Raw genomic sequence first — 25,793 nt, forward strand, 5'->3', positions numbered from 1 at the left:
CCGCGTTCGTTTACGTGGGAACGTAGGCTGTCAGCTCTCCGCCTGTGACTCAAGGACGCGGTTCATTGACCGCATACCATCAGTTGAACGGGTACTAGAGTGAATGTAGTCAGCCTCTGACGTAACCCCTGAAGCCGGACAGCTCAGAACTGTCAAGCGACATCAGGAACTGACCCCCGCATTGACTCATCCGGACTGCTACCGGGTGAGCCTGAGCCCAAGCCTCACGTAACGTGCCACCTGCTGGATCGGCCAGCCGGAGCGCACGAATGTAACGAGGCAAGTGAGCATGTCAACACGCAGGGAGTTGATCGACGCCGTCGGCGCGCGGGACCGGTTGGGTTCTAAGACCGAGCGGAGCTCGATCCTGGACGGGTTTGTGGCGATCACCGGCTATCACCGCAAGCACTGCATCCGTTTATTGTCCAGGCCGCAGACGCCACCGAACGAGCGCCGGCCCAACGTTCGATACGGCCCTGCCGTGTGCGAGGCTCTGGGAGCACTCTGGGAGGTATACGACCGCGTTTGCTCCAAACGCCTGAAGGTCATGATTCCGGCCTTGCTGCCCGCGATGCTTCGACACGGCCGGATCAGAGACGACCCGAGCTTGCATGCCCAGCTGGTCGCGGTCAGTCCGGCCACCATCGACCGGCTCCTTGCTCCGCTGCGGCTCGCTGCCAGCAAGGGCACGCGTCGGTCCGCCGGGCAAAGTTCGGCAGTCCGCCGTGCGGTACCGATCCGCACCTTCGGTGACTGGAACGATCCCGCACCGGGTTACCTGGAAGTCGACTTCGTCGCGCATTGTGGACCTCAGCTCGCGGGCACGTTCGTTCAAACACTGGTGCTGACCGACGTTGCCATTGGCTGGACGGAGTGCGTGCCGGTGCTGACGCGCGACAGCACCCTCGTCATCGACGCGATCGACAGGGCTCGGGTCCTGTCCCCGTTCCCGATGCGCGGCGTGGACTTCGACAACGACAGCGTCTTCATGAACGAGCGGGTCGTCGATTGGTGTCGTGCCCAAGGTCTTGAGGCAACGAGAGCGCGCGCCTGCCGCAAGAACGATCGTAATAGTCCGCTCGAGGCCGTCGTTGACTTTCGAGAGGGTCAGGGCGTTACGTCGACGATGTGCTGGAGCAGAGCGAACGCCACTCGCCAGGCGCGGCCGTCGCAATGAACGGTCACTGTGCGTTGGTTGATGCGAACGATCTCTCCGACGTGCCGCTTCAGATTCTGGTCCGCGAAGCTGACGCGTTGTCCCACGTGGAAGTCCTCTTTGCGGTGAACCTCAGGCGGCGGCTTCAGTGACGTCGAGTTCGCCTGCGCACTTTGAGCGGCCACTGGAGCGGCCGCCTGCTCATCGTTGAGCACGATCGCCGCATAGGACACGTTGATGCGGTGCTGGCTCGGTTCATCGAGCAGCGTGACCTGCCGGTCCTTCATCGACACGATGCGCGCTTGCCTTCTGCCCATTCCCAGTACTGCACCAACTGGCCCATGTGCAACTGAGAACGAGCTTGCACGATGCGCCGCGGATCGGCAATCAGTTGTTCGATGACCCAGCTGAGCTAGTACAGCTCGGAACTGGTCGCCATAGGGAGATCTTCAATCAGCTTGACGCGCATGGGGGCAAATTGTGCCCGCCGCGATTGGGCGCGACGCTCAGGCCGCAAGCTTCAGTGCCCGCTCACTGTGGGTCATCGTCGCGGCCACCGCCCAGGGCAACAGGTCGTCGATGCGCGTTATCGGGTGGTCGGCGATGCGCTCGAGCACATGGCGCAGGTAGGCCTGCGGATCCATGCCGTTGAGCCGGGCCGTGGCAATGAGTGTGTAGATCACCGCAGCGCTGTGCCCGCCGGTGTCGCAGCCCAGATGCAGGAAGTTCTTGCGCCCGATCGCAACGCCTCGCAGCGCGCGCTCTGCTGCATTGTTGTGTGCCTCGATCCGGCCGTCGTCCACGAAGCGCGTGAGCGCCGTCCAGTTGCCCAGCGAGTAGCCGATCGCCAGTGCCATGGGCGACTTCGCCGAGACCTGCGACAGCGTTGCGCTCAACCACGCCTTCAGATCGTCCAGCATTGGACCTGTTCGCTACTGACGAACACGCATTCGTTCGTGCGGTGGCTTGCCTCGGATCTCGGCTTCGACCTTGAAGACCTTGCCGATGCGCTGCAGTGCCTCATGAGCCAGCGTCCCGCCGAGCTTGTGTTGGCGCTCGTGGATGTCCCACACCTTGCGTCGGGCATGGCTCCATGCATGCCGCCTCCACGATCTGCCTGTCTTCATACAGCGGGTGGTAGCCAGCGAAGGCGTCTGCTTGCAGGATGCCCTTGAAGTGCCGCAGGTGGCGTACTGGATGCTCGCCCTTGCGATCGGCCGAGTACTGGAACCACACCGCCGCTGGCGCCGTGTCGCCGCTGGAGCGATCGTCTCTGACGTAAACCCATAAGCGTCCCGTGCGAGCCTTGGCCCCCGCGCCGCCGAGAACGCGGATCGGTGTGTCGTCTGCGTGGATCTTGTCGGCCGCCAACACGTAGCGTCCGATGGCGTCGGCCAGTGGGCTCAGCAGGCGTGCCGCCTGACCCACCCAGTCCGCCAGGGTCGAACGCTGCAGTTCTATGCCTTCACAGGCATAGATCTGGCACAACCGGTATAGGTGCGTGTGGTCGCAATACTTGCTCACCAGCACGTGCGCAAGCAGGCCAGTGCCGGCCATGCCCCGATCGATGGGGCGGCTCGGCGCTGGCGCCTGCGTGATCGTGCTGCAGGTCGCGCAGGCGAGCTTGGGGCGAACGTGGCGCACGACATGGAAGCTGCCGGGCTCGTAGTCGAGAACTTCCGAGACGTCCTGGCCGATCTCGCGAAGACCGCGGCCACAGGCGTTGCAGTTGCAACCGCGCTGCGGCACGTGCATCACGGTGCGCCGCGGCAGGTGGTCTGGCAGATCCCGCACGCCGGTGCGCTGTCGCGCCTGGCGCTTCTTGCGACCCTGCTCGATCGACGTGACATTAGAGTCCTGTTGCTCGCCATCGGCGGCGTTCCCCACCGGCGTCGTTGCCGACTGTGCGAGCTGACCGCCCACGAGCTCAAGCTGGGCGTGTTCAAGCTGCTCGCTGGAGGCCGTACTTCATTCGCCGCAGATACGCCACCTCGACCTTGAGCTTCTCGACAGTGAGCAGCGCGATCTTCAGAGCCTCCTTCGAACGCTCCACTTCGCCACTGAGCATGGCGTTGGTGGCGAGCGATTCTTGCGAGGTCATCGAGGTGACTGTGCTCGCTGCCGTCGCCTCTCACAACGGTAGTTGCTCTGTCAACGACGGGCAATGCCGGCTACGCTGCTGCGCGCGGCTGCCAGGTGCGCTCGGGTCGGCGCCAGTCGATCCCTTCGAGCAGCATCGATAGCTGTGCGGCGCTCAGCGAGATGGCACCGCCCTCGGCCTGAGGCCACACGAATCGCCCACGCTCCAAACGCTTTGCAAACAGGCACATGCCGTCGCCGTCACTCCACAAGAGTTTGACCAGATCGCCCCGGCGGCCACGGAAGACGAAGACATGGCCAGAGTGCGGGTCCTCGGCGAGAGCTGTCTGCACCTTCGCAGCCAGCGTGTCCATGCCGCAGCGCATGTCCGTCACACCGGCAGCCAGCCAGACCCGTGGACGCCTATGAAGACCAGGTACGCAACTGGCTCCAACGGCAACCGGGAATGACGGCCGTCGAAATCCTCAAGCGGCTGCGAGAACTGGCGCCAGCAGGAACGTTCACGGACAAACACCTGAGAACGGTGCAGCGTGCTCTCTCAGCATGGCGTGCAGACGCAATTCGTCGGTGGATCGATCAATGCCGCCTTGAAACCGAAGTAAGTGTGCCTCCGCGGATTGAGGCTGCTGCGCTCTGAAGGGGGGCCAGGCGCTGCGCGCCTGGAACAGATCATTAAAAAAAACCAACTCGGCATGACCGGCCGTGGACAACGCTTCGCGTTGCCCACCGCCTGCGCCTGTGCTGAACACATGATCGCTGAAGGAAGCAACGACACCGCGCTTCATGCGCTCGGTAACATTGCGCCGTGAGGCAACATGGGAGTCAGTTTCTCGTGTCGCCTGACAAGAACTACAGGCAGGCCGCTTCTTCAAGTTGCACTGACCTCCTCTTGACGATCTCGCTCGGGGTCAGGTGGCCGAGTGAGCTGTGCGGATGATGTGGTTGTAATCGTCCTGCCAAGCCTTCAATTTCTCGCAGGCATCGTGCAGCGTGACAAGCTCATTGACGTTCAGGAATTCGTCGCGCAGCCGCCCGTTGAATGATTCGATCAGGCCATTGTCGGTGGGTTTGCCAGGTCGCGTGTAGTCGAGCTTGACTCCCCCGCGGTATGCCCAATCGTCCAAGGCTTTGGACGTGAACTCGGTGCCGTTGTCGACTGCGATCGCACGCGGCAACCCACGGGTTGCCGCGGCCGCGTCCAGGGCCTTGCCAACGCACCGGCCGGTGAGGCGGAAGTTGGCCTCCAGGCACGCACTCTAGCGACTCCACTAATCGATCACGGCGAGGATGCGAAAGGCCCGTCCGTCGGCCATCTGGTCGTGAACAAAATCCATGCTCCAGTGCTGGTTCGGGCCGGTCGGCGTCTGCGGTTTGCCGCGCAACTGTGCGATCCGCTTGCGACGCTTGACCTTGATTCGCAACTGCAGTCCTTCGAGGCGATACAGCTGGTATACGCACTTCTTGCCCACCTACCAGCCCTCGCGCTTGAGCATCACCAGCACGCGCAAATATCCGAACCGAGGCCGACTCATTGAAATGTTCCGGATGCGCTGCCGCAGGACGCTCTGGTCGCGTGCGGTGCTCTTGGCGTACCGGGACGAGCGTTGCAGCAACGCCAGGCCGCACGAGCGCTGCACGCTCACCTTGAAGCGCTCCTGCATCAAGGCTGCCAGCTCGCGCCGCTTGGAAGCCTTCAGAGCATTTTTCGTACGACCGCGTGCAGCATCTGCTTGTCCAGCGTCGATGCGCCGGAGTCGAGCGTTCTTGTCCTCGAGTTGCTTGAGCTTGCGCAGCTCGCTCACGCCGAGGTCCGCGTACTTCTTCTTCCAGGTGTAGAACGTGGCTTCCGAGATGCCTATCTGCCGACACACAGCCACCACCGGCGTGCCGCTGTCGGCCAGCCGCAGCGCGTAGGTGATTTGCTCCTCGGTGAATCTGGACTTCTTCATCGCTTCTCCTTGCCCTCGCAGGGGCGATGAGAAGCGACCGTACCTCCACTTTTGACCTGTATGGGTTCTTTCGGGGGAACGTCAGGGCTATATGGACCTCTACAACGACACAATCATAGTGTGATGGAGATAGTTCGGAGTTCAGATTAGTTGAAGCCGTACGTTTGAACAAGGCGATCGAATCTACTGGCAACGTTTTTAATGATGGCTTCTGCTTCCCGCGGACCGGCCCACATAGGCTCAGCGCCGGCCGTGTCAATCGCTTGCAGTACAGCCGGACGCTGGGCAGCCTGACGCAGGGCCGAGGAGATGCCTGCAACAATTGCTGACGGTGTGTCCTTCGCCACGAGCAAGAACCACCAAACTTGGTACTCGTAATCGGTCAGCCCCACCTCACTAGTGGTCGGCACATTTGGGAACTGTTTCACGCGTCGCGGACCGGCAATCGCCATCATCTTCAGGTTCGCTGTTTGCGTTGCAGCAGTTGGGAGCGCCAAAAACCCGAATGAAAGATTCCCGCCGACCAAGTCGACAGTTACCTGCGGAGAAGCACGGTAATTTACCGTGATCAGATTTGGTAGATTCGCTGCCGCGGCAAAATGGCGACTACCAAGCTTGGTTAAGTTTCCGGCGCCACCCATGGAGCAAGGCTGGGAAGATCGTTTGCACGTTTCGATCATTTCCTGCAACGAGGCGCCTGCCTGTGTTTTGGAAGCGACGACAACTACTGGGGATTGTGCGAACGCGCCCACCGGAGTCAGCTTAGTGGCAGGGTCAGCTCCTTTAAGGCCAGGAATGTGCTTAGTAAGCACCATGGAGGTTACCTGCAGCAGGACGGTACGGCCATTTGGCTCGGACTGTGCCACCCGATTCATGCCAATGAGTCCCTCCGCGCCGCCGACGTTCTCCACAATCACTGGCTGACCCCAAGCTTGTGACAACTCTAGAGCGAGCGGGCGGCCGAGCGCATCCGCGCCTCCGCCTGCACCGTACGGAATCACGATCGTAACCGGACCGTTCGGCTGCCAGCTCTGCGCATGTGTACCTGAGGCGCTAATTAGCATCAGAGCATAAATAGCCCGGAATAATGCGGCTTGCAGATTCATAAAGGCTCCTTGAGGGAATATGGTGGTAACTTGATTCGCGCAACTTCTAGTCCATGGACAACCGGCGGCCTGTGTCTGCGGCCTGCTGGATCACGTCCAATCGCCGGTGCCAATCCAACGCGTGCGCAAAGTCATTCAAAGTAGGCTTGCTGTTCCGGACTGAATCAAGCAGATGCAAGTAACTGTGCGCCAAGTAGCGCGCCGGCCCTTCGATCTTTTCCAGTCCGGACGCGTACCGCTTTGGGATGGTCAATTCTCGCAATGAACTCTCACCGCGGCGCGCTGCGTGAATAGACAGTTGTGCGCGATGAATATTTGCGGGGCCTGGATTGGAAAGCATCAGATCTCCGTCTGTGCCGTTTATTTCCATACGGGAGCCTTCGGTTGCAGTGCTGACACCTCCTCGCATGGTGAAGGAGAAAACAGCGCCGTTTTTAAGGGTCCCGGCTAAGACAACGTGGTCCGGGGAGGTCTTTTGAATAGTTTCTCCGGTTTCCCGGATACGAGTCGTGGGATGCTGATTCGCAATTACAGCACTCACTTCACGGAGATCACCTACACAATGGAAAATTGCTTCTAGCGATTGTGCTGCTGCAATACGCAATATGGTTGCACCGTTTCGAACGTCAGTCGTGTAGATATTCTTTGCTTTTTCGTGATGGCCAAAAATATCCTGCGTGACCTTCACTGACACGGACACGGGGCGGCCTATCATGCCTTCAGCGATGAGGTCACGGGCGTAGGCCATAGCTTCGTTGAATCGGCCCTGCATCCCGATCATGTGCCTGACGCCGCACGAACGTGTCTCATCCAGGATTTGTGCGGCGGTAGCCGTTGAGCCACCTAACGGCCACTCGCAATACACATGCTTTCTCGCACCGAGTGCTGCAGTCACGAGCTCGCGGTGCAGCGGTGTTTTCACTGAGACCACCACAAGATCGACGTTTGGATCTTCCGCCATTTTTCGGGGATCGGAGTAAGCCCGCTCCACCCCGAAGTGCCGAGCCACTGCCGCTGCAGTCTCTGGCTGACTTGTACAGAGCGCAGTGAGTTCGAAATCATCGGATAGTTGGCGCAGCGCGGGAATGTGCGCGCGGCTGCCCCAACTTCGCGCGGGGTCCACGGCCGCGCCGATGAGGCCTACTCGGATTCGGCTTTTATTAAGAGCTGGAATGGAGCTCATTGGTACTGCCTTCGTGAAGAATATTCATCCGGTTGAGGGAAAGAGCCAGGCAAGCAACACCGCCTTCGAAGCTGCGTATGCCGGGCTGCCTGATTTGGGCTGTATCGACGGGCCCGAGAGGAGATGTTGACGATCCGGCCCGATCCGGGCGACGGCAATCCAAACCATACTTGGCCTCGTGCAGTTGAATTTCCGATCCGACGGAGCGATTCGTCAGAAGGCTTCCTCTGGCAGGCTGGCACAGGTTCCGTCGAGACGTTCCACAACGTTCAGCCAGGCTTCGAACTTTGGCAGTTCGTAATGAAAGAAATAGTCGGTCGCGCCCAGGCGGCCGATGCTGGATGGCAGTTTCCCAGAGGGATCTACACGTAACGAACGATCGGCAACATCCAGCCAGATCCAGGCAAGCACCACGTGTCCGAAGGCCTGCATGTACGGCACGGCATTGGCTAGGGCTTCCTTCGGGTTTCCTGTGGCCCACGCGGCGCGCGTGGCGCTGAGGACCCGTTGCAAGGCGTCAACCAGCGCGCTGGCGTGCCCGGCAAGTGTCGCCACGGACGCCGTTCGTGCGATGGTTGCGCCCATGCGCGTCGCCACGAGTTGCATCCCCCTACCGTCCTCCATCAGCACCTTGCGCCCCAGCAGGTCGGCCGCCTGAATGCCGTGCGTACCTTCGTGAATCATGTTCAGGCGGTTGTCCCGCCAGTACTGTTCCACCGGGAAGTCGCGGGTATAGCCATACCCGCCGTGCACCTGGATAGCGAGGGAGTTCGCCTCCAGACACCATTCGCTCGGCCAGCTCTTCGCGATGGGGGTGAGCACCTCGAGCAACAGGCGAGATTCGTCTGCCGCCTCGGGATCCCCGGTGTTCTGTTCGTCGACGAGACGTGCGCAATAGAGCTCGAGCGCCAAGGCGCCTTCGCAATAGGACTTCTGCGCCAACAGCATGCGGCGCACATCGGCGTGCTCGATGATGCGCACCTGCGGTTTCGCTGCGTCCTTGCCCCCGGGTCCCACGGGCCGCCCCTGGGGCCGGCTCTTTGCGTAGTCGAGCGAAGCGTAATAGCCGGCCATGCCGAGCATGGCCGCCGCGGTGCCGACGCCGATGCGAGCCTCGTTCATCATGTGGAACATGCAATGGAGGCCTTTTCCCGGCTCGCCGACCAGGTAACCCACCGCGCCGGGCTTGCCGTCGACCGGAAATCTGCCCTCGCCGAAATTGAGCAGGGCATTCGTGGTTCCGCGCCAACCCAGCTTGTGGTTCAAGCCCGCGAGAGAGATGTCGTTCCTGCCGGCCAGCGAAACGGTCACGTCGTCGGCCCCTTCCTCTGCGTGCGGCGAAGCACCGGGTAGAGGGTCCTTCACCGCCACCAGCCATTTGGGCACGATGAACAACGAGAGCCCGCGAGTACCGGGAACCAGCTTTCCGTGCTCGTCGGGAATTTTGGCCAGCACAATGTGGACGATGTTTTCCGTCAGCTCATGGTCGCCGGCAGAGATCCACATCTTATTGCCCGTCAGCCGGTACCGCGGGCCCAGGGGATCGAGCTGGAAGTCCGGGCCGTCCGGCACCGCGCGCGTCGCCACGTCGCTGAGGCTGGAGCCCGCCTGGGGCTCCGAGAGGCACATGGTGCCCGCCCAGCGACCGGAGAACTCGTTCCTCGCGAACACCGCCTGCTGCATGCGGGTTCCGTGCACCATCAGCAGGTTCGCGTTGCCGCTCGTCAGCATGTGCGCACCGATGCTGGCCGAGGCCATCAAGAAGAAGCTGTTAGCGGCGGTCTGGACCGTGTACGGCAGCTGCATGCCGCCGATCTCGTAATCCTGCGCGGCGCCGAGCATTCCTGATTCAACGAAGGCCCTGTGCGCGTCGTGCGTAGCCTGCGGCTGAATCACCTTCTCGCCATCGAACCGAGGCTCCTGCGTGTCGACGATGCGGTTGTTCGGTGCGTACTTGTCGCGCGCGATGCGCTCGCAGGTGTCGAGCACCGCGTCGAAGGTCTCGCGCGAATGGTCAGCAAAGCGGGAGCGTTGATTGAGCTGCTCGACCTGCAGCCAGCCATAGAGGAGAAAATCAAGCGTTTCGCGCAGGCTCATGAATGGAGTCTCTGGTGAAATTCAGGATGTGAAGGCGGAGCCGGACACTTCGCCTGCCTTCTCCAACTCAAGCCGGTACTGTTGCGCGCCCGATCCAGGAACGATTTCGCCGTCACGTTCGCCGATTTCCGCGAACCGCCGGCCGACCTCTTCCGCCGCACGCGCGGTGTCGGCGATGTGGATCCCTCTCGTCATCGTCACGTGTGCGCACTCGTAGCTTCCGGCGCCGGCCAGCAGGATGGCGCGGGTCGGCGCGTCATCCGCCACGAGCGCCACCAGACCCGGACTGACTTTCTCGGGCGCAAGCGCCGCGAGAGCGCTTGGAGACAGGATGCCCTCGGTCATTCCGGTCGCCGCGGTCGGAGCGAGGCAGTTGACCCGGATGTCATGCTTCTGCCCCTCCAGGGCGAGCGTCTGCATCAGGCCGACCAGCGCCATCTTCGCAGCCGCGTAGTTGGCCTGGCCGAAGCTCCCGTACAGGCCGGACGAGGAGGTCGTGAAGACGATGCGACCGTGGTTGCGCGCGCGCATCCGGTTCCACACGGCGTGGGTGCAGTGAACTGCTCCCATGACGTGGACCTCGAGGACGAGTCGGAAGTCCGCCAAGGCCATCTTCGCAAAACTCTTGTCGCGCAGGATCCCTGCGTTGTTGACGAGGATGTCGATGTGGCCCCACTCGGCCTCAGCCCGGGCGACCATGGCCTCGACCTGCTCGGGCTGTGTCACGTCGGCGCCGTTCGCAAGTGCCTCCCCGCCAAGTCGCACGATTTCGGCGGCGACTGCGGCACCTGGAGAGGCCGCCTGGTCGGCGCCTAGATCGTTCACCACCACACGAGCGCCGTGCCTGGCCAGTTCCAGCGCATGCGCGCGGCCCAATCCGCGGCCGGCGCCGGTGACGATGGCCACCTTGTCTTGGAGTATCTGATGCATGGCTACCAAGTCTTTGAGGGGAGACGTAGAAAAGGAATCGAGCGTTGGGGCGGGCCCATGGAGCCGCTCAGGAAATGAACATGACGCAGGCGACGCCAAGTTGTCAGAGAACCTCGAACACCCCCGCCGCCCCCATCCCGCCGCCGATGCACATGGTCACGACGACTTTCTTTGCGCCGCGCCGCCTCCCTTCGATCAGAGCGTGCCCGGTCAGCCGCTGACCGCTCACGCCGTACGGATGGCCTACTGCGATCGCACCGCCGTTCACGTTGAGGCGATCGCCCGGGATACCGAGCTTGTCGCGGCAGTAGATCACCTGCACGGCGAACGCCTCGTTGAGCTCCCAAAGGTCGATGTCGTCAATCTTCAGACCCAGCCGCTTGAGCACCTTCGGAATCGCGAACACCGGACCGATGCCCATTTCGTCGGGCTCGCAGCCGGCCACAGCGAAGCCGAGAAACCGCCCCAGCGGCTTCAGGCCTTTCTTCTCGGCATAGCCCTCCTCAACCACCACGCAGGCGCCGCCGCCGTCGGAGAACTGGCTGGCATTGCCGGCCGAGATCACGCCGCCGGGAATGGCCGGGCGGATGCCGGCAATGCCTTCCTTGGTGGTGCCGGGGCGGATTCCCTCGTCGTTCTCGATCGTCACTTCCTTGGTGCGCAGGCCCATCACTGCGTCGGCCACGCCGGCGAGCACGGTGATGGGGGCGATCTCATCCTTGAACAGGCCCTTCTCGAGGGCGGCGGCGGCCCTCTGCTGGCTGGCGGCGCCGTACTCGTCCATGGCATCGCGGCCAATGTCGTAGCGCTTGGCGACCTGTTCGGCGGTCTGCAGCATGTTCCAGTAGATCTCGGGCTTGTGCTTAACCAGCCAAGGGTCCGCCAGCATGTGCTTGTTCATCTCGTTCTGCACGCACGAGATGCTCTCCACACCACCCGCAACGTAGACCTCGCCCTCGCCGGCCTGGATGCGCTGGGCAGCGAGCGCGATGGTCTGGAGGCCGGTGGAGCAGAAGCGATTGATGGTCATGCCCGAGGTGCTGACAGGCAGGCCGGCGCGCAGCGCAATCTGGCGCGCAATGTTGTTGCCGGTCGCGCCCTCTGGGTTCGAGCAGCCCATGATGACATCTTCGACCTCCGCAGGCTCAATGCCCGCGCGGGCCACGGCGTGCTGCACGGCATGGCCGCCGAGGGTGGCGCCGTGCGTCATGTTGAAGGCGCCCTTCCAGCTCTTGGCAAGGGGGGTGCGGGCGGTGGAGACAATGACAGCACGGGTCATGGTGAGTCCTTTGGAACGAGAAAATAAAAGCCGGTTGGTCAGTCAACAGCCGCTATCAGGGCTGCTCGGTATCGCCGACCAACTGGAATAAAAACCGCTTCTCCTCGACGTCACCGGCCTCAGGAGCGGCGGCGACGTTTTGAGGATGGCGATCATTGGCGGCGTCCTCAGCCGAACTGCTCGCCTTCAGCGACGAGCTTGCGCAGGAGTGGCGCGGGCTGCCAGAACGAGGCATCGTCGCGCGGGTTCTTCGCGAAACGCTTCATCGCCTCGGCCAAGTTGAAGAGCCCGACCTGGTTGGCGTAGTGCATCGGCCCGCCGCGCCAGACCGGAAAGCCGTAGCCCGTGAGATACACCATGTCGATGTCGCCGGATTTGGAAGCGATGCCGTCTTCCAGGATATGCGCGCCCTCGTTCACCAGCGAATAGACCAGGCGCTGCACGATCTCGTCATCCGAAATCTTGCGCGGGGTGATGCCCAGTTCCTTGCGGTGGTCCTCGATCATCCGGTTGACCAGCTCGGACGGGATCGCATCGCGCTTGCCGGGCTGGTAGTCGTACCACCCTGCGCCGGTCTTCTGGCCGTAGCGTCCGAGCTCGCAGAGCTTGTCGGCCGTGCGGCTGTACTTCATGTCAGGATGTTCGACGGCGCGGCGTTTGCGAATAGCCCAGCCGATGTCGTTGCCCGCCAGGTCGCCCATGCGGAACGGGCCCATCGCAAAGCCGAATTTCTCGATGGCGCGGTCGACCTGCTGCGGCGTGGCGCCTTCGTCGAGCAGGAAGCCCGCCTGGCGCGAGTACTGCTCGATCATGCGATTGCCGATGAAGCCGTCGCACACGCCGGAGACCACCGCCGTCTTCTTGATCTTCTTCGCGAGAGCCATCACGGTGGCCAGCACGTCCTTGGCCGTTTCCTTGCCACGCACGACCTCCAGCAGCTTCATGACGTTGGCAGGGCTGAAGAAGTGCAGGCCAACCACGTCCTGCGGGCGCTTGGTAGCTGCCGCGATCTTGTCCACATCCAGCGTGGAGGTGTTGGAGGCCAGGATGGCACCGGGCTTGGCGACGCGGTCGAGCGCCTGGAACACTTTTTCCTTGACGCCGAGCTCTTCGAAGACGGCTTCGATGACCAGATCGGCGTCCTTCAGGTCGCCGTAGTCGAGCGTGGTCGACAGCAGGGCCATGCGCTGCTCGTACTTGTCGGCCTTGAGCTTGCCCTTCTTGACCTGTCCCTCGTAGTTCTTGCGGATGGTGGCGAGACCGCGGTCCAGTGCCTCCTGCTTCATCTCGAGGATCTTGACCGGGATGCCTGCATTGAGGAAGTTCATCGCGATGCCGCCGCCCATGGTGCCGGCGCCGATCACGCCCACCGACTTGACGGCTCGCTGCGGGGTGTCGTCCGGCACATCGGGAATGCGGGACGCTGCCCGCTCGGCCATGAAAAGATGGCGCAGCGCGATCGATTCCGGCGTCGACATCAGTCCGACGAAGGTGCGGCGCTCCTCGGCCATGCCCTCGTCGAACTTCAACTTCGTGGCGGCATGGACGGTTTCGACGCACTTGAGCGGCGCGGGGTAGTTCTTAGCCATGCCGCCGACCATATTGCGCGCGAACTGGAAGTAGGCGTCCCCTTGCGGATGCTTGCACGGCAGGTTGCGCACCAGCGGCAGGTCGCCCTCCTTGGCGGCGACCGACCTGGCAAGCTCGACTGCTTCCTCGAACAGCGACTCGGGCGACGCGGCCAGCTTGTCGAACAGCTTCTGGCCCGGCAGCGAAGCAAGCACCTCGCTCTTGACCGTCTCGCCGCTCACGATCATGTTGAGCGCGGTCTCCACGCCCAGCACGCGCGGCAGGCGCTGGGTGCCGCCGGCCCCCGGCACCAGGCCGAGCTTGACCTCCGGCAGCGCGATGCTGGTGCCCGGCGCGGCGATGCGGTGGTGGCAGCCCAGGGCCAGTTCGAGGCCGCCGCCCATGCAAACCGAATGGATGGCTGCGACGATGGGCTTGGTGGATGCCTCGAGCGCGAGGATCACGCTCAGCAGGTTGGGTTCCTGCAGCGCCTTGGGCGTGCCGAATTCCTTGATGTCGGCGCCGCCCGAAAAGGCCTTTCCTTCGCCGGCAATCACGATCGACTTGACGGCGGCATCGTCCAGCGCCTTGGACAGGCCATCCGTGATGCCGACGCGCGTCGCGTATCCAAGGGCATTCACCGGCGGATTGGCGAGGGTGATCACGGCGACGTCGCCAAGTACTTTGTATTCAGCGGTCATGCTGCGTCTCGTTGGCTAAGAGATGTTTGAGAAAAGATTTGGACGCCGCAGCGCTGCAGGTATTTAACTACCTTGGAGAGAGAGCTTCGATCAGCGGGATGCGGTGAGTCAGAACCAGCGCGAAACTTCGGATGCCCAGAACCGCGGAATGCTTCGGGCACGCGGAATTCGAACAAACCCGCTCGTGGCACGTTGCACCACATTCCACGCCAAGGCGAAGCACCACAAGCGCATCATGGGCTCACCGGATCAGTCACCGACGATCGTGACGCCTCCATCGACGACCAAATTGTGGCCCGTGACAAAGGAAGACTCATCCGCTGCCAAGAACACGGCGGCGCCAGCGATATCTGATGGCTCACCGATTCGGCCAAGCGCCGATCCTCGGCGGAACTTGTCTGCCAGCTCCGGCGTATCCCAAAGGGGCCGCGCAAAGTCGGTTTTGATCAAACCGGGAGAGATCGCATTCACGCGTATTCCATGCGGTCCGAGTTCCTGCGCCATGTTCCGGACGATCTGCAGATCCGCCGCCTTGGTGACGTTGTAGGCACCGATCAGTTTGGAACCTCTTTGGCCACCAATGGAAGACATGACAATGATGGAGCCACTCTTTTGCTCCACCATCTGGCCGGAGACCAACTGAATCAGTCGGTGGGTTGAAAGGATGTTGGCTTCGAACAGTTTCTGAAATTGCGCATCGTCAACTTGCGCCATGGGGCCATACGCAGGGTTGCTGGCTGCATTGCAAACGAGGACATCCACCCGACCCAGCAACTCAACGGTGCGTGAAACGAGGTTGTGCAGATCGTCTTTGGAGCTGATGTTTGCGCTGATGGGGACCGCAGCCTCCCTGCCCGCGACCGTATTGATCTGTGCGGCAACCGCGCTGCACTCCTCTGACTTCCTCGACGAGATGACCACCTTGCCGCCCTGCGATGCAAAGGCGGTCGCAACCGCCTTTCCAATTCCCCGGCTGGAGCCAGTAACAATGCAGACTTTATTGTTGAGCTTGAACATGCGAGCTTTCCCGTGGTGGCTCGCTTACTGGAAACTAAAGCTCGGATACTCTTCGCACTCGGCACGCATCATATCGACGTAGTTGTTGTAGCCGCCAAGAAACGCGACCGGCACGTGCTTCTTGCCAGGAATATTAGCCCCGAGAATCCATGAATTCGCACGAGCACCCTCCGAAATTAATGTAGCATCCACCGCTTCCTGCGTCTTTTTGACCCACTCGTCTTCTGCGAGTTCGCTGACCTCCATCGCTTCAAGCTTGTTGGATTTAAGAAAACTGATCGCGCCACAGATCCAACGAATGTTGCTTTCGATAGTGGACGGGACGTTCCCGAACGTGCTGAGTGGACCGGTAATCATAAAAAAGTTGGGGAAAGCATTGGTTGCGACTCCGAACAGTGTTCGGGGACCGTCTCGCCATTTGTCAGCCAGCGAGACGCCGGACTTCCCGCGAATATCCACATTTACCAAAGCGCCCGTGAACGCATCGAAGCCGGTGGCGATGACGATGTCATCCAGTTGACACTTCGTCCCATCCTTCAATTCGATGCCGTCGGGAAGAATTCGAGTAATCTCGTTCTTGGAGATGTCCACCAGCTCAACGTTATCTCTGTTGAAGGTCTCGTAGTAGCCATGTCCCGCGGGCGGCCGTTTGGATCCGTAAGGGTAGCCTCTTGGGCACAGAAGCTCCGCAGTCTCCTTGTCCTTTACGATGCTTCTGATCTTGCCACGTATAAACTCGCTCGCGGCCTCATTAGCCTCCTTATCCACAAGAAGGTCATCGAAAGTCTCGAATAGAAAGCGGAATCCGCCTCTGCGCCATCCTTCTTCAAAAATCTCGTTACGTTCCTCCGCGGTGAAGTCTCGGTGGACCCGGCCGGTCACCTCGAAAGGCATCGCGAACGCGTGGCGGTCCACTTGTCGCCATATTTCTGGATATTTGCTCTTGATGTCGGCGAGAAAATGATCCGTAAGCGCATGATTCTGAGCTTCAACTACATAGTTAGGGGTGCGCTGAAACACGGTCAAGCGTGCGCATTCTTCTGCAAGATGAGGGGTGATTTGCACACCCGTTGCACCGGTTCCGATCAGGCCGACTCGCCGTCCATTAAAGTCCGGGCGCGTTTCGGGCCATTGCGCAGTCAGATAGTGGCGGCCCTTGAAGTCGCCGAAACCGGGCCATGGGGGTACAAAGGCGGATGACAAGATTCCCATCGCAGAGATGAGGTATTTCGCCTTATATTCTTCTCCGCGGTCAGTGACGACGGTCCAGAGCTTCTCCGACTCATCGTAGGCAGCCTTGGTGACCCTTGTTCTGAAAGTTATATGTTCCTTGAGGCTAAATCGCTCAGCAACATGACTTAGATAGCTCCTCACCTCTTTCTGCGAGGGATATCTTTCCTTCCACTTCCACTCCTGATTGAGTTCGCCCGAAAAAGAGAAGCAATAGTACCAAGCCTCGCTGTCAGTTCTGGCCCCAGGGTACTTGTTCCAATACCACGTACCTCCCACATCGGTTCCCGCCTCGAAACAGTGTGCGGAGACGTTCATCTCCTTCAGCTGCCAAAGCATGCCAAGTCCGGCGAAGCCGGCGCCGATCACCAAGGCTTCGTAGGTGTTGCCCACGTGGGACGAAGAATCTGCTACTGAATTGGGTGTCATGTTCCGCTTCCTCAATGATCGACCGGTTGGGTTCAGGGGTGACGAACGCTAGCGCGTTCAATTGCTTGTCCGTACCAAGCGCGTGCTTAGAGCGTACAAGCTTTCGAACAGAAAGTCATCATTGGGAGAAACCCTCGCTCCCTCGCGCGAGTGTTGAAAATCAAGTTGCTTTCTCACTGGGTGAGCGGCGCACGGATGGGTTGGTTCACGACACCAACGTTGCCGATAGGACGGGCCAGGGCCAGTACCCCCGCGGGTTAATCCGTATGTCCTGCACGTTGACAACTCGGTCGATCCGGCGAACACTAAGCGATCGCTCAGGCCGTTCAAGCAAATGAATGCCTGCCGCGCACCAATGTCACGTGCAAAACGCCGGCAGCTCTTTGACGGCGCTCTTCAAGAGGCTCAGATATGTCCCGTCAACTTTCCCGGCGCAGTGCCATTCAGAACATCGGGTTCGGTTTGGCGACGGCGGCCGCTCCAGCTCTTTGGGCTCGCAACTCCGTAGCCCAGGAGGCGTACCCATCCGGGAGGGCGGTCACGATAATTTCACCCTTTGGCTCTTCCGTCGATATGTTCGGACGTCTGGTGGCCGAGCAACTCTCGAAGCGTTTGGGCGCCGCTTTCGTCGTGGAGCAAAAGCTCGGCGCCGGCGGCACGATTGCAACGAGCTACTTGAGTCGGCAAAAGCCCGACGGCCACACGCTCGGCATCGGCGTCAATTCGACACTCAGCATCGCCCCGCACATCTACAAGAACTTGAGCTATCGGCCGCAGGATCTGACCTTCCTGGGCGCGCTGATGTCTTCCCAGTCAGTGCTGATGGTGGCACCGGACAAAGGGACCAAAACCTTGCGGGACCTGGTTGAACTATCCAGGAAACGGTCCCTGAACTACGGCTCCCCCGGCGTGGGAAGCGGCATGCACCTCAGCATCGAGCGATTGAATGCCGCGGCGGGCATCTCGAACGCTGTCCACGTCCCATTCAAGAGCACCGAAGCACTCACCATGGCCCTCGTCGCCGGGGACATCGATTGCTACATGAGCGTTACCTCTGTCAGTACAGCGCTGATCAAGTCCGGAAGATTGGCCGCCGTAGCAGTCAGTGGCGATACCCGAAATCCGGACCTGCCGAACGTGCCCACATTCGCGGAAGTCGGACTGAGCGGTCTGGACCTCCCCAACTTCTACGGGCTGATCGCTCCACCCGGCTTGCCAAAAGAAATCGAGGCGCGTCTCGTCAGCACCCTCCAGGCGATCGGCGAAGACCCCGACTTCCGCGCTGCAGTCACACGCACCGGCAATCTCCCGATCTCGCTCATCGGCAATGGCTTCAAGGACGCTGTCTATGCGGACTTTGCACGACAAGCAGCCCTCACCAAGAAGCTCGGCATCGAGCCCCAGTAGCCGGCAGCGATACCCAACGCAGACGGCCCTTCGACGGCGCGTATCCGTCAGCCCGACGACATCCGCGGCCGAACAGCGTCCGAATTTCCACACTGAAGAGTTTTTGATGAAGATCACACCCCTTGCGTCTGCGCTCGGTGCCCAAGTGCACGGCCTCGACCTGTCGAGGCGACTCGAGAACGAACAGGTCGCGGAGATTCACGAAGCATGGCTGCGGCATCAGGTCCTGCTGTTTCGCGGACAGCAACTCACGCCGCAAGAGCTGATCGAATTCAGCGCAAGGTTCGCGCCACTGGCCACGCACGACAACTACCCGGGCGAACTGCGACACGCGGACCATTCGGAATTGCTTGTCGTGAAGTCGAGGAAAGTGCGCGGCGAGCGCGTGGTCTTCGGTCAGCAATGGCACTCGGACCTCTCCTACACGACCCGTCCATCACTGGGATCCAGCCTTTACTGCCTCAAGTTGCCGCCGGTTGGGGGCGACACGCTATTTGCGAACATGTACCTGGCATGGGAGACGTTGTCACCGACTCTCCAGCAAATTCTCGAACCGCTGGAGGCCGTTCATGATTTGACCAACGGCGGCGACTACCTGAAAGCGTCCCGAGACCGAGTGGAAGCCGCGCTGAAGCGGATTCCGCCCGTGCTGCAGCCGGTTTGCCGGGTTCACCCGGAAACGGGCCGCAAGGCATTGTTCGTGAGCGAATGGATGTGTCCGCGTTTCGATGGGATGAGCAGGGAAGAGAGCAAGGGATTACTTGAATATCTGTTCAAACATGCAACTCGCCCGGAGTTCTCCCTTCGGCAGAAGTGGCGCGTCGGTGATCTTCTGATGTGGGACAACCGCTGCACGGTTCACATGGCGCTTGCAGACTACCCCGCAGACGCCGAGCGGGAACTGCTCCGAACGTCCATGGTGGGCGCACCCTCGGGGCGCCTACTGGACGAGCCCCAGCTTGCCTGAGATCCTGGTCAGTTTGTGTCTGATTAACGCACGTCACCTAGTTGAAATGGAAGTAGCAGATGAACAGCGCAACCACGCCCCGCACCGCAGTTGTCACTGGGGGTGCAGGCTATCTTGGCCTCGGAATCGCGCGCCAGCTCTTGCGGCAAGGGAGGCGGGTGGTACTTGTCGATCTGCGCGAAGCGGCACTGAACGAGGCTGCAAGTGAGCTCGCGAATGAGGACGTGTTGCCACTGGTCGTGGACCTGCGGGAAAAGAACAGCGCGGACCTCATTGCCAGTGCCGTCCGTCATCACGGGTGGGCACCACCCACGATCCTCGTCAACAACGCAGGCGTCTCCCCCCGGCGCGACGGTGAGACCAGCGACGTCACGAAGGTCTCTCTTGAAGATTGGGACCTGTCTTTCTGGATCAACGTGACGATCCCCATGTTGTTGTCTCAGAAATTCGTCCCCGACATGGTCTCGCAAGGCTGGGGGCGGATCGTCAACATCTCCTCTCGGGCGGGCCGCTACAACCCCAATCAGGCGGGCCCGGCGTACGCAGCATCGAAGGCGGCGATGCTTGGGCTGACACGCTCCATTGCGAACGACTTTCCTCGCTCTGGGATCACCTGCAACACCATCGCACCCGGCATATTCAGATCGCTACTCACGCAGCAAATAAGTACCGAAGTCTTCGACTCGATCGTTGCGAAGACTCCCATGGGTCGCTCAGGTTCAGCAGACGAGCTTGGCGCCGCCGTAGCGTTCTTCACTTCGGACGATGCGAGTTTCGTGACGGGTGCGTGCCTGGACGTCAATGGCGGTCACACCATGAGCTGAAGCCAATTCCGCCGGTACTGCGCTGTGGGATTGCCGCTCGCAGCGACTACGTCGCCGATCCCCGCCTCCGGAAGAGGCCATCTTCGTCTCCACTTCTAGTCACTCACCTGCGAGATTTTCATGAGCCAACATCCCTCCAGACGTTCCGTCCTGTGCACTATTTCAGCGTTCGGCATCGGAGGCATCGCCCCCCTCCGCGCGGCCGCACAAGAAACCTATCCCGCGCGTCCAGTGACCATCGTCACTCCGTTCGGAGCCGTCGTTGACTCACATGCCCGATACCTTGCGCAGGAATTCAGCAAACGCCTCGGCGGAACATTCCTGGTTGAACAGAAGTTTGGCGCTGGCGGCACCATCGGGATCAATCACGTGGCAAAGGCCAAGCCTGACGGCTATACGCTTGGAGTGCCGGGATCCGGAACCCTAACATCCGGCGTCAACTTGCGACAACCACCATACGATCCCGCCGCCTTCACCTTTCTCGGCATCATCCAGACTTGGAATAACTTTCTGCTGACCGGTGCAAACAGCGGAATCAACTCGATCGCCGATCTTGTGTCCGCTGCACGCGAGAAGCCCGGACAGCTCGCCTTCGGCTCAAGCGGGCAAGGATCCACTTTGCATCTGACGGCAGAAATGTTCTGTCAGGCTACGGGCATCAAGATGATCCACGTCCCCTATAAGGACTATGCTCACGTATTCCCCGCCCTGATGAATGGAGATCTGACTTTCATCTTCAATTCGGTCCAAGGTGCTCAAGAACTCGTGAAGGCGGGGAAAATGAAAGCGCTTGCGTACACGGGAAGCCGGCGAGTGACTCACTTTCCGAATGTTCCGACACTAGCCGAGCAGGGCGTTGCCAACGTGTTTGCTCCGCCCAGCTTTTCGGCTCTTGTCGGCCCGCCTCAGATGCCACCCGCGATCACCAACCGACTCATTGACGCAATGCGGGACATTGCCGCCAGCCCGTCCTATCTGGCGAGCATCAGCGGAACTGGCATCGACCCAGAAGGCATATTTGGCGACGACCTCAAGAAATATCTGGCCGAAGAGCGCGGTGCTTGGGGCAACGTGATCAAGAAGCTTGGCATCAAGATCGAAAGCTAAGGGACACCGGCAAATCAGGCCCGCTGAGGCCATGAAGCAGCCTGGACTGACCTGAGCCCTTCGACGATGAAGGCGCGAAAGTGCGATTATTCTCGAAGAGATGGAGCGCGTGGTTGCGTCCTGTGCTTTGCCACCGCTGGAATGCCACAAACTTGGAGATTAAGCAGAGCAAGAAGGGCAACCACTCCCTGATTGAAACTTCAAACTCCCCCGCCTGTAGACGCTCAAATTCCTCCAGGCGAGACATGAGTTGCTTTATTGATCTGTCACGCTTGGGCGGCGATCGCCAGGCGTGCTGCGGCTTCCTTCAGCCGGTGGCTCTTGCCTTCGAACTCGAGCATGACGGCACGATGCATCAACCTGTCGAGGATGGTGGTTTCCATGGTCGCGTCGCCGAGGTATTTGCCCCAGTCCTGCACGATGCGGTTGGAGGTCACGACGATGCTGCCGCGGCGCTTGTTGCGCTGGTGTACGACGGTCCGGAGCAATTCGGCGGCGGCATCGGAGATGCGCCGTGCGAGGAAGAGGTCGTCGAGCACAAGCAGGTCGGATTCGACATAGTTGCGCATCAACGCCGTCTGCTCCTTGGGGCTCGCCAGTGGAAGCGGGCGAAGTCGGTGTCGGCCTCGACGTAGCGAACCTCATGGCCTTGCAGGGTGGCTTGGGTAGGCGACGGCCTTGACCACGTGCGACTTCCCGGTGCCGGGCTTGCCGATGATCAGCGCGTTGGCGCCGTCGGCGATGACCTCCGGCGTGTGCAACTCGAAGCAATGCCTGACGAGGCAGCTTCGGGTTGAAGCGCCAGTCGAAGTCGCTCAGCGTGGGTCGTTCATCGAGACATGACTGCTTGAAGCGTCGCTCGGTCAGGCGCGAGTGGCGCCGGTCGAGCTCGTCCTGCAGCAATCCTGCAAGCGTCTCCAGCAGCGGCTGCTGCGAGGACTGCGCCTGCATGACGCGGGCGTTCAGGGTTGCGGCGATGCCGGACAGGCGCAGTTCGCGCAGCGTGCGTTCGATCTCAGTGAGGGGCATGCGCAGTACCTCCAGGGCAAGACGATGCGTGAAGAGTACTCGGCGTTCTTGTATGCGCGAACGCCGGGCTTTCATCTCACGGAAGTCAAGACGGCAAGGCCCCGCAACTTGCATCACCAGGAGAATGCCCAGTCTCCCAGGCGCCTAGGTCGGTAGCAGTTCGCTCGGCGCGATGCGTAGCGGCGCCGGCTGCTTGGTCCCTACCACTCAAATCATCTGACGAGTAGCCACCATCTGCTCATGTGCCCAGTGCGCCGCATGTCGCCAACTGCCGAGCGAGTCACTACGCCCTCCTTCAGCCGCCTTGCCTCTTAGCGCAGCGCCCTGCTGCTTGCCGCCAGGTTGTTTGCGCATCTATTGCGTTGTTTTCGCATTTAATGACTTGTTTGCGCATTTATTTACCTAGAACAAAATGCAAGCGCTGGTAACGAGCAGGGGTATACCCGCACAGAAATATCCCCAAACCTTGCCTACATTGCTTGTATGCAAGATCTCCTTCGTCTTGCATGCAACCATCACGGAGACAAGGATGCCCCGTTTCGCCAAATCACTTTTCGGTCAGGTGGTCATCGCGCTGGTACTCGGCGTGGTGGCAGGCCTGTTTTTCCCCGACTTCGCCGTCAAGCTCAAGCCCTTGGGCGACGGCTTCATCAAACTGATCAAGATGATCATCCCCGTGCTGGTCTTCTGCGTGGTGGTGCATGGCATCGCCGGTGCAGGGGACCTCAAGCGCGTGGGGCGGGTCGGCGTCAAGGCGCTGATCTACTTCGAGGTGCTGACCACCATCGCACTCGCCATGGGCCTGGTGCTGGCCTTCGTGTTCAAGCCCGGCGTGGGCATGAACGTGGACCCCGGCACGCTGGACTCGGCGGCCATGAGCGCCTACGCCTCCAACGCCGACAAGCTCACCAGCGGCGGCACGGTCGATTTCCTCATGAAGCTGATACCGACCACGGTGGTCAACGCTTTCGCCACCGGCGACGTGCTGCAGGTGCTGCTGTTCGCAGTGCTGTTCGGCTGCGCGCTGGCGCTGCTGGGCGACCTCGGCAAGCCGGTGGCCACGGTGGTGGACTCGCTCTCGCTGGTGCTCTTCAAGATCATGGGCATCATCATCAAGCTGGCGCCGCTGGGCGTGCTGGGCGCCATCGCCTTCACGGTCGGCAAGTACGGTGTGGGCTCGCTCAAGCAGCTGGGCATGCTGGTGGTGCTGTTCTACGCCTCGGTGCTGGTCTTCGTGTTCGTGGTGCTGGGTTTCGTGATGAAGCTCTCGGGCTTCAGCCTGATCAAGCTGCTGCGCTACCTGCGCGAGGAGCTGACCATCGTCTTTGCGACCACCTCGTCGGACAGCGTGCTGCCGCAGATCATGGCCAAGCTGCGCCACATGGGCATCCGCGACTCGACGGTGGGGCTGGTAATCCCGACCGGCTATTCCTTCAACCTGGACGCCTTCTCGATCTACATCACGCTGGCGGCCGTGTTCATCGCGCAGGCGACCAACACGCCGATCTCGATGTCGGACCTGCTCACCATCCTCGCGATCGCGCTGGTGACCTCGAAGGGCGCGCACGGCGTGCCGGGCTCGGCGATCGTGGTGCTGGCCGCCACCCTGCATGCGATTCCCGCCATTCCCGCGATCGGGCTGGTGCTGGTGCTCTCGGTGGACTGGTTCATGGGCATCGCACGCGCGCTCGGCAACCTGATCGGCAACTGCGTGGCCACCGTCGCCATCGCGGCCTGGGAAGGCGACATCGACCGCGAACGCGCCCATGCGGTGCTCAATGGCACCCACTCGCCGGAAGACGAGCCGCTGGCCGAGCCTGGATCGCCGGTCGCTGCCGCCCACGTTGCGCAGGCCGCTCATCCGGCACACTGAGGATCTGTTAAACCCTGGCGCTATATGACCGACGTCACTCCCACCACCATCGCCGCGCGCGTGGTCGAGGCCATCCTCGCCCAGAAGCTCGCGCCCGGCGAGCGCCTCGGCGAGCAGCAGCTGGCAGAGAACTTCGGCGTCAGCCGCACCATGGTGCGAGAGGCGCTGATGCAGCTGCAGGCCCGCGGCTTCGTCGAGGTGCAGTCGCGCCGCGGCTGGTACGTGGTGGAGCCCTCGGCCGAGGAGGCGCGCGACGCCTTCGCGGCGCGCCGCATCATCGAGGCCGGCATCCTGGCCGAATCGGGGCGGCCGCTGTCGAAGGTGATCCGCAAGCTGCGCGAGCACATTGCCGACGAGAAGCGCGCCATCGCCGGCGCCGACGCCGCCACCCGCGCCTTCCTGCTGGCCGACTTCCATGTCTGCCTGGCCGACCAGATGGGCCACCGGCTGCTGTGCGACGTGCTGCGCGACCTCACGGCGCGCACCACGCTGGCGGCCACCCTCTTCCAGTCCACGCACGAAGCTGGGCAGTCCTGTTCCGAGCATGCGGCCATCGTGGCCGCGCTCGAGGCCGGCGAGATGAAGCGCGCGCGCCAGCTGATGCTGGACCACATCGGCAACGTCGAGGAGGCACTGGAGGCCGAGGTGGCCGACAGCCCCGGCGCCGACGAGCGCCTGCGCGCCACCTTGGCGCCCGTCGCGCTGCCTCGGGCTTCCCGCTGACAGCCCGATGCCACCGGGCTCGGCTACAGTCGCCGGGCCATGAATTCACCTGATCTGCAGCGCACGGTCTTCCTTTTGTTGCTGGCGGCCGTCACGGCTGCCTTCTTCTGGATCCTGATGCCCTTCTTCGGGGCGGTGCTCTGGGCTGTCGCGCTGGCCATCCTGTTCAATCCGCTCTACAAACGGCTGCTGAAGAAAATGCCGAAGCGGCGCAACCTCGCGGCGCTGGCCACGCTCGCGATCTGCCTGGTGATCGTGATCATCCCGGTGGCGATGGTGACGGTCTCGCTGGTGCAGGAAGCCTCGCTGGTGACGCAGCGCATCCGCACCGGCGAGATCAACTTCGGGCGCTACGTGCAGCAGATCATCGGGGTGATGCCGCGATGGCTGAGCGGCCTGCTGGACCGCTTCGGCCTCGGCAATGTGGAAGCGATGCTGGCGCGGATCGGCCAGAGCGCAGCCCAGACCGGCCAATTGATCGCCACGCAGGCGCTCAACATCGGGCAGAACACCTTCGATTTCCTGGTGAGCTTCGCGCTGATGCTCTACATGCTCTATTTCTTCGTGCGCGACGGCGCGGCGTTGTCGAAGAAAGTGCGCGAGGCGCTGCCGATCGCGCGGCCGCACACGCATTACCTCCTCAACAAATTCACGACCGTGATCCGCGCCACCATCAAGGGCAACGTGGCGGTGGCCGCCGTGCAGGGGGCGCTCGGCGGCCTCGCGTTCTGGGTGCTGGGCGTGCAGGGCGCGCTGCTGTGGGCGGTGCTGATGGCCTTCCTCTCGCTGCTGCCGGCGGTGGGCGCGGCGCTGATCTGGCTGCCGGTGGCGATCTACTTCCTGGCCACCGGCCACATCTGGGAAGGTGTCGCGCTGATCGTCTTCGGCGTGGTGGTGATCGGGCTGGTCGACAACGTCCTGCGCCCCATTCTGGTGGGCAAGGACACGCAGATGCCCGACTACATCGTGCTGATGTCCACCGTGGGCGGCATGGCGCTGTTCGGCGTGAACGGCTTCGTGATCGGGCCGGTGGTGGCGGCGCTGTTCATGGCCACATGGGATCTGTTCGCCTCGTCGAACGAGGAAGCCGAGCGGCCGCCGGGCTAGAAGGCAGGCA

At 61.7% G+C, this 25,793-nt stretch carries 20 protein-coding genes and 3 pseudogenes; 10 read left to right on the forward strand and 13 right to left on the reverse strand.

The genetic code is table 11. The annotated features are described in order from the left end of the window. Positions 1-307: 307 nt before the first annotated feature. Positions 308-1,177, forward strand: a complete 870-nt coding sequence (locus AC3A6X_RS29945; RefSeq protein WP_487845582.1) for an integrase catalytic domain-containing protein — start codon at positions 308-310, stop codon at positions 1,175-1,177. Here AC3A6X_RS29945 and AC3A6X_RS29950 read toward each other — a convergent pair. From AC3A6X_RS29950 to tnpB, 3 genes and pseudogenes are all read right to left on the reverse strand, one after another. Next, entirely contained in the window at positions 1,108-1,449 is a 342-nt protein-coding gene (locus tag AC3A6X_RS29950) for a hypothetical protein (protein WP_487845583.1), read from the reverse strand. The genes AC3A6X_RS29945 and AC3A6X_RS29950 overlap by 70 nt on opposite strands. Positions 1,450-1,662: 213 nt before the next feature. Next, positions 1,663-3,224: pseudogene (tnpC, locus tag AC3A6X_RS29955) on the reverse strand (IS66 family transposase). A gap of 103 nt (positions 3,225-3,327) precedes the next feature. Beyond that, entirely contained in the window at positions 3,328-3,642 is a 315-nt protein-coding gene (gene tnpB, locus AC3A6X_RS29960) for an IS66 family insertion sequence element accessory protein TnpB (RefSeq protein ID WP_487845701.1), read from the reverse strand. A 59-nt stretch (positions 3,643-3,701) separates the two neighbouring features. Between tnpB and AC3A6X_RS29965 the strand changes: the two genes are divergently transcribed. Beyond that, positions 3,702-3,893 carry a hypothetical protein gene (locus tag AC3A6X_RS29965; protein WP_487845702.1) on the forward strand — a complete coding sequence of 64 codons (192 nt, stop codon included), beginning with the start codon at positions 3,702-3,704 and terminating at the stop codon, positions 3,891-3,893. A gap of 212 nt (positions 3,894-4,105) precedes the next feature. Here AC3A6X_RS29965 and AC3A6X_RS29970 read toward each other — a convergent pair. The 9 genes and pseudogenes from AC3A6X_RS29970 to AC3A6X_RS30010 form a co-directional block, all read right to left on the reverse strand. Then, positions 4,106-5,205, reverse strand: a pseudogene (locus AC3A6X_RS29970) (IS3 family transposase). Between the two features lie 146 nt (positions 5,206-5,351). Further along, positions 5,352-6,311: a tripartite tricarboxylate transporter substrate binding protein gene (locus AC3A6X_RS29975; RefSeq protein ID WP_487845584.1), complete on the reverse strand. Its 960-nt coding sequence runs from the start codon at positions 6,309-6,311 to the stop codon at positions 5,352-5,354. A 46-nt stretch (positions 6,312-6,357) separates the two neighbouring features. Beyond that, positions 6,358-7,494 (reverse strand): Gfo/Idh/MocA family protein, encoded by a 1,137-nt coding sequence (locus tag AC3A6X_RS29980; protein ID WP_487845585.1) that lies wholly within the window; start codon positions 7,492-7,494, stop codon positions 6,358-6,360. A 213-nt stretch (positions 7,495-7,707) separates the two neighbouring features. Then, positions 7,708-9,591: an acyl-CoA dehydrogenase family protein gene (locus AC3A6X_RS29985; protein ID WP_487845586.1), complete on the reverse strand. Its 1,884-nt coding sequence runs from the start codon at positions 9,589-9,591 to the stop codon at positions 7,708-7,710. A gap of 21 nt (positions 9,592-9,612) precedes the next feature. Further along, a complete protein-coding gene (locus AC3A6X_RS29990) occupies positions 9,613-10,521 on the reverse strand; it encodes an SDR family NAD(P)-dependent oxidoreductase (protein ID WP_487845587.1) in 909 nt (302 codons plus the stop codon). Positions 10,522-10,624: 103 nt separating this feature from the next. After that, complete coding sequence (locus AC3A6X_RS29995) at positions 10,625-11,800, reverse strand: acetyl-CoA C-acyltransferase (RefSeq protein ID WP_487845588.1); 1,176 nt, start codon at positions 11,798-11,800, stop codon at positions 10,625-10,627. 167 nt (positions 11,801-11,967) lie between these two features. Beyond that, the gene (locus tag AC3A6X_RS30000) at positions 11,968-14,070 is read right to left on the reverse strand and encodes a 3-hydroxyacyl-CoA dehydrogenase NAD-binding domain-containing protein (RefSeq protein WP_487845589.1); all 2,103 of its coding nucleotides are present in this window, start codon (positions 14,068-14,070) and stop codon (positions 11,968-11,970) included. A 249-nt stretch (positions 14,071-14,319) separates the two neighbouring features. Next, positions 14,320-15,087, reverse strand: a complete 768-nt coding sequence (locus AC3A6X_RS30005; RefSeq protein WP_487845590.1) for an SDR family NAD(P)-dependent oxidoreductase — start codon at positions 15,085-15,087, stop codon at positions 14,320-14,322. Between the two features lie 24 nt (positions 15,088-15,111). Beyond that, complete coding sequence (locus AC3A6X_RS30010) at positions 15,112-16,746, reverse strand: flavin-containing monooxygenase (protein WP_487845591.1); 1,635 nt, start codon at positions 16,744-16,746, stop codon at positions 15,112-15,114. A 411-nt stretch (positions 16,747-17,157) separates the two neighbouring features. Between AC3A6X_RS30010 and AC3A6X_RS30015 the strand changes: the two genes are divergently transcribed. The 4 genes from AC3A6X_RS30015 (at position 17,158) to AC3A6X_RS30030 (ending at position 21,051) form a co-directional block, all read left to right on the forward strand. Further along, the gene (locus AC3A6X_RS30015) at positions 17,158-18,153 is read left to right on the forward strand and encodes a Bug family tripartite tricarboxylate transporter substrate binding protein (protein ID WP_487845592.1); all 996 of its coding nucleotides are present in this window, start codon (positions 17,158-17,160) and stop codon (positions 18,151-18,153) included. Positions 18,154-18,259: 106 nt separating this feature from the next. Beyond that, positions 18,260-19,120: a TauD/TfdA dioxygenase family protein gene (locus AC3A6X_RS30020; RefSeq protein ID WP_487845593.1), complete on the forward strand. Its 861-nt coding sequence runs from the start codon at positions 18,260-18,262 to the stop codon at positions 19,118-19,120. A gap of 59 nt (positions 19,121-19,179) precedes the next feature. Next, complete coding sequence (locus AC3A6X_RS30025; protein WP_487845594.1) at positions 19,180-19,944, forward strand: SDR family NAD(P)-dependent oxidoreductase; 765 nt, start codon at positions 19,180-19,182, stop codon at positions 19,942-19,944. Between the two features lie 120 nt (positions 19,945-20,064). Continuing rightward, positions 20,065-21,051, forward strand: a complete 987-nt coding sequence (locus AC3A6X_RS30030; RefSeq protein ID WP_487845595.1) for a Bug family tripartite tricarboxylate transporter substrate binding protein — start codon at positions 20,065-20,067, stop codon at positions 21,049-21,051. A 266-nt stretch (positions 21,052-21,317) separates the two neighbouring features. Here the strand turns inward: AC3A6X_RS30030 and AC3A6X_RS30035 are convergent. Beyond that, a pseudogene (locus AC3A6X_RS30035) lies at positions 21,318-22,044 on the reverse strand (ATP-binding protein). Between AC3A6X_RS30035 and AC3A6X_RS30040 the strand changes: the two are divergent. The 4 genes from AC3A6X_RS30040 (at position 21,925) to AC3A6X_RS30055 (ending at position 25,783) form a co-directional block, all read left to right on the forward strand. Further along, positions 21,925-22,236, forward strand: coding sequence for a hypothetical protein (locus AC3A6X_RS30040; protein ID WP_487845704.1), 312 nt, complete (start codon positions 21,925-21,927; stop codon positions 22,234-22,236). The pseudogene AC3A6X_RS30035 and the gene AC3A6X_RS30040 overlap by 120 nt on opposite strands. 373 nt (positions 22,237-22,609) lie before the next feature. Further along, positions 22,610-23,953: a C4-dicarboxylate transporter DctA gene (locus tag AC3A6X_RS30045; protein WP_487845596.1), complete on the forward strand. Its 1,344-nt coding sequence runs from the start codon at positions 22,610-22,612 to the stop codon at positions 23,951-23,953. Between the two features lie 24 nt (positions 23,954-23,977). Continuing rightward, positions 23,978-24,676 (forward strand): GntR family transcriptional regulator, encoded by a 699-nt coding sequence (locus AC3A6X_RS30050; RefSeq protein ID WP_487845597.1) that lies wholly within the window; start codon positions 23,978-23,980, stop codon positions 24,674-24,676. Between the two features lie 39 nt (positions 24,677-24,715). Further along, positions 24,716-25,783 (forward strand): AI-2E family transporter, encoded by a 1,068-nt coding sequence (locus AC3A6X_RS30055; protein ID WP_487845598.1) that lies wholly within the window; start codon positions 24,716-24,718, stop codon positions 25,781-25,783. Positions 25,784-25,793: the final 10 nt, after the last annotated feature.

The organism is Variovorax sp. Soil_C_12, from assembly GCF_057657375.1.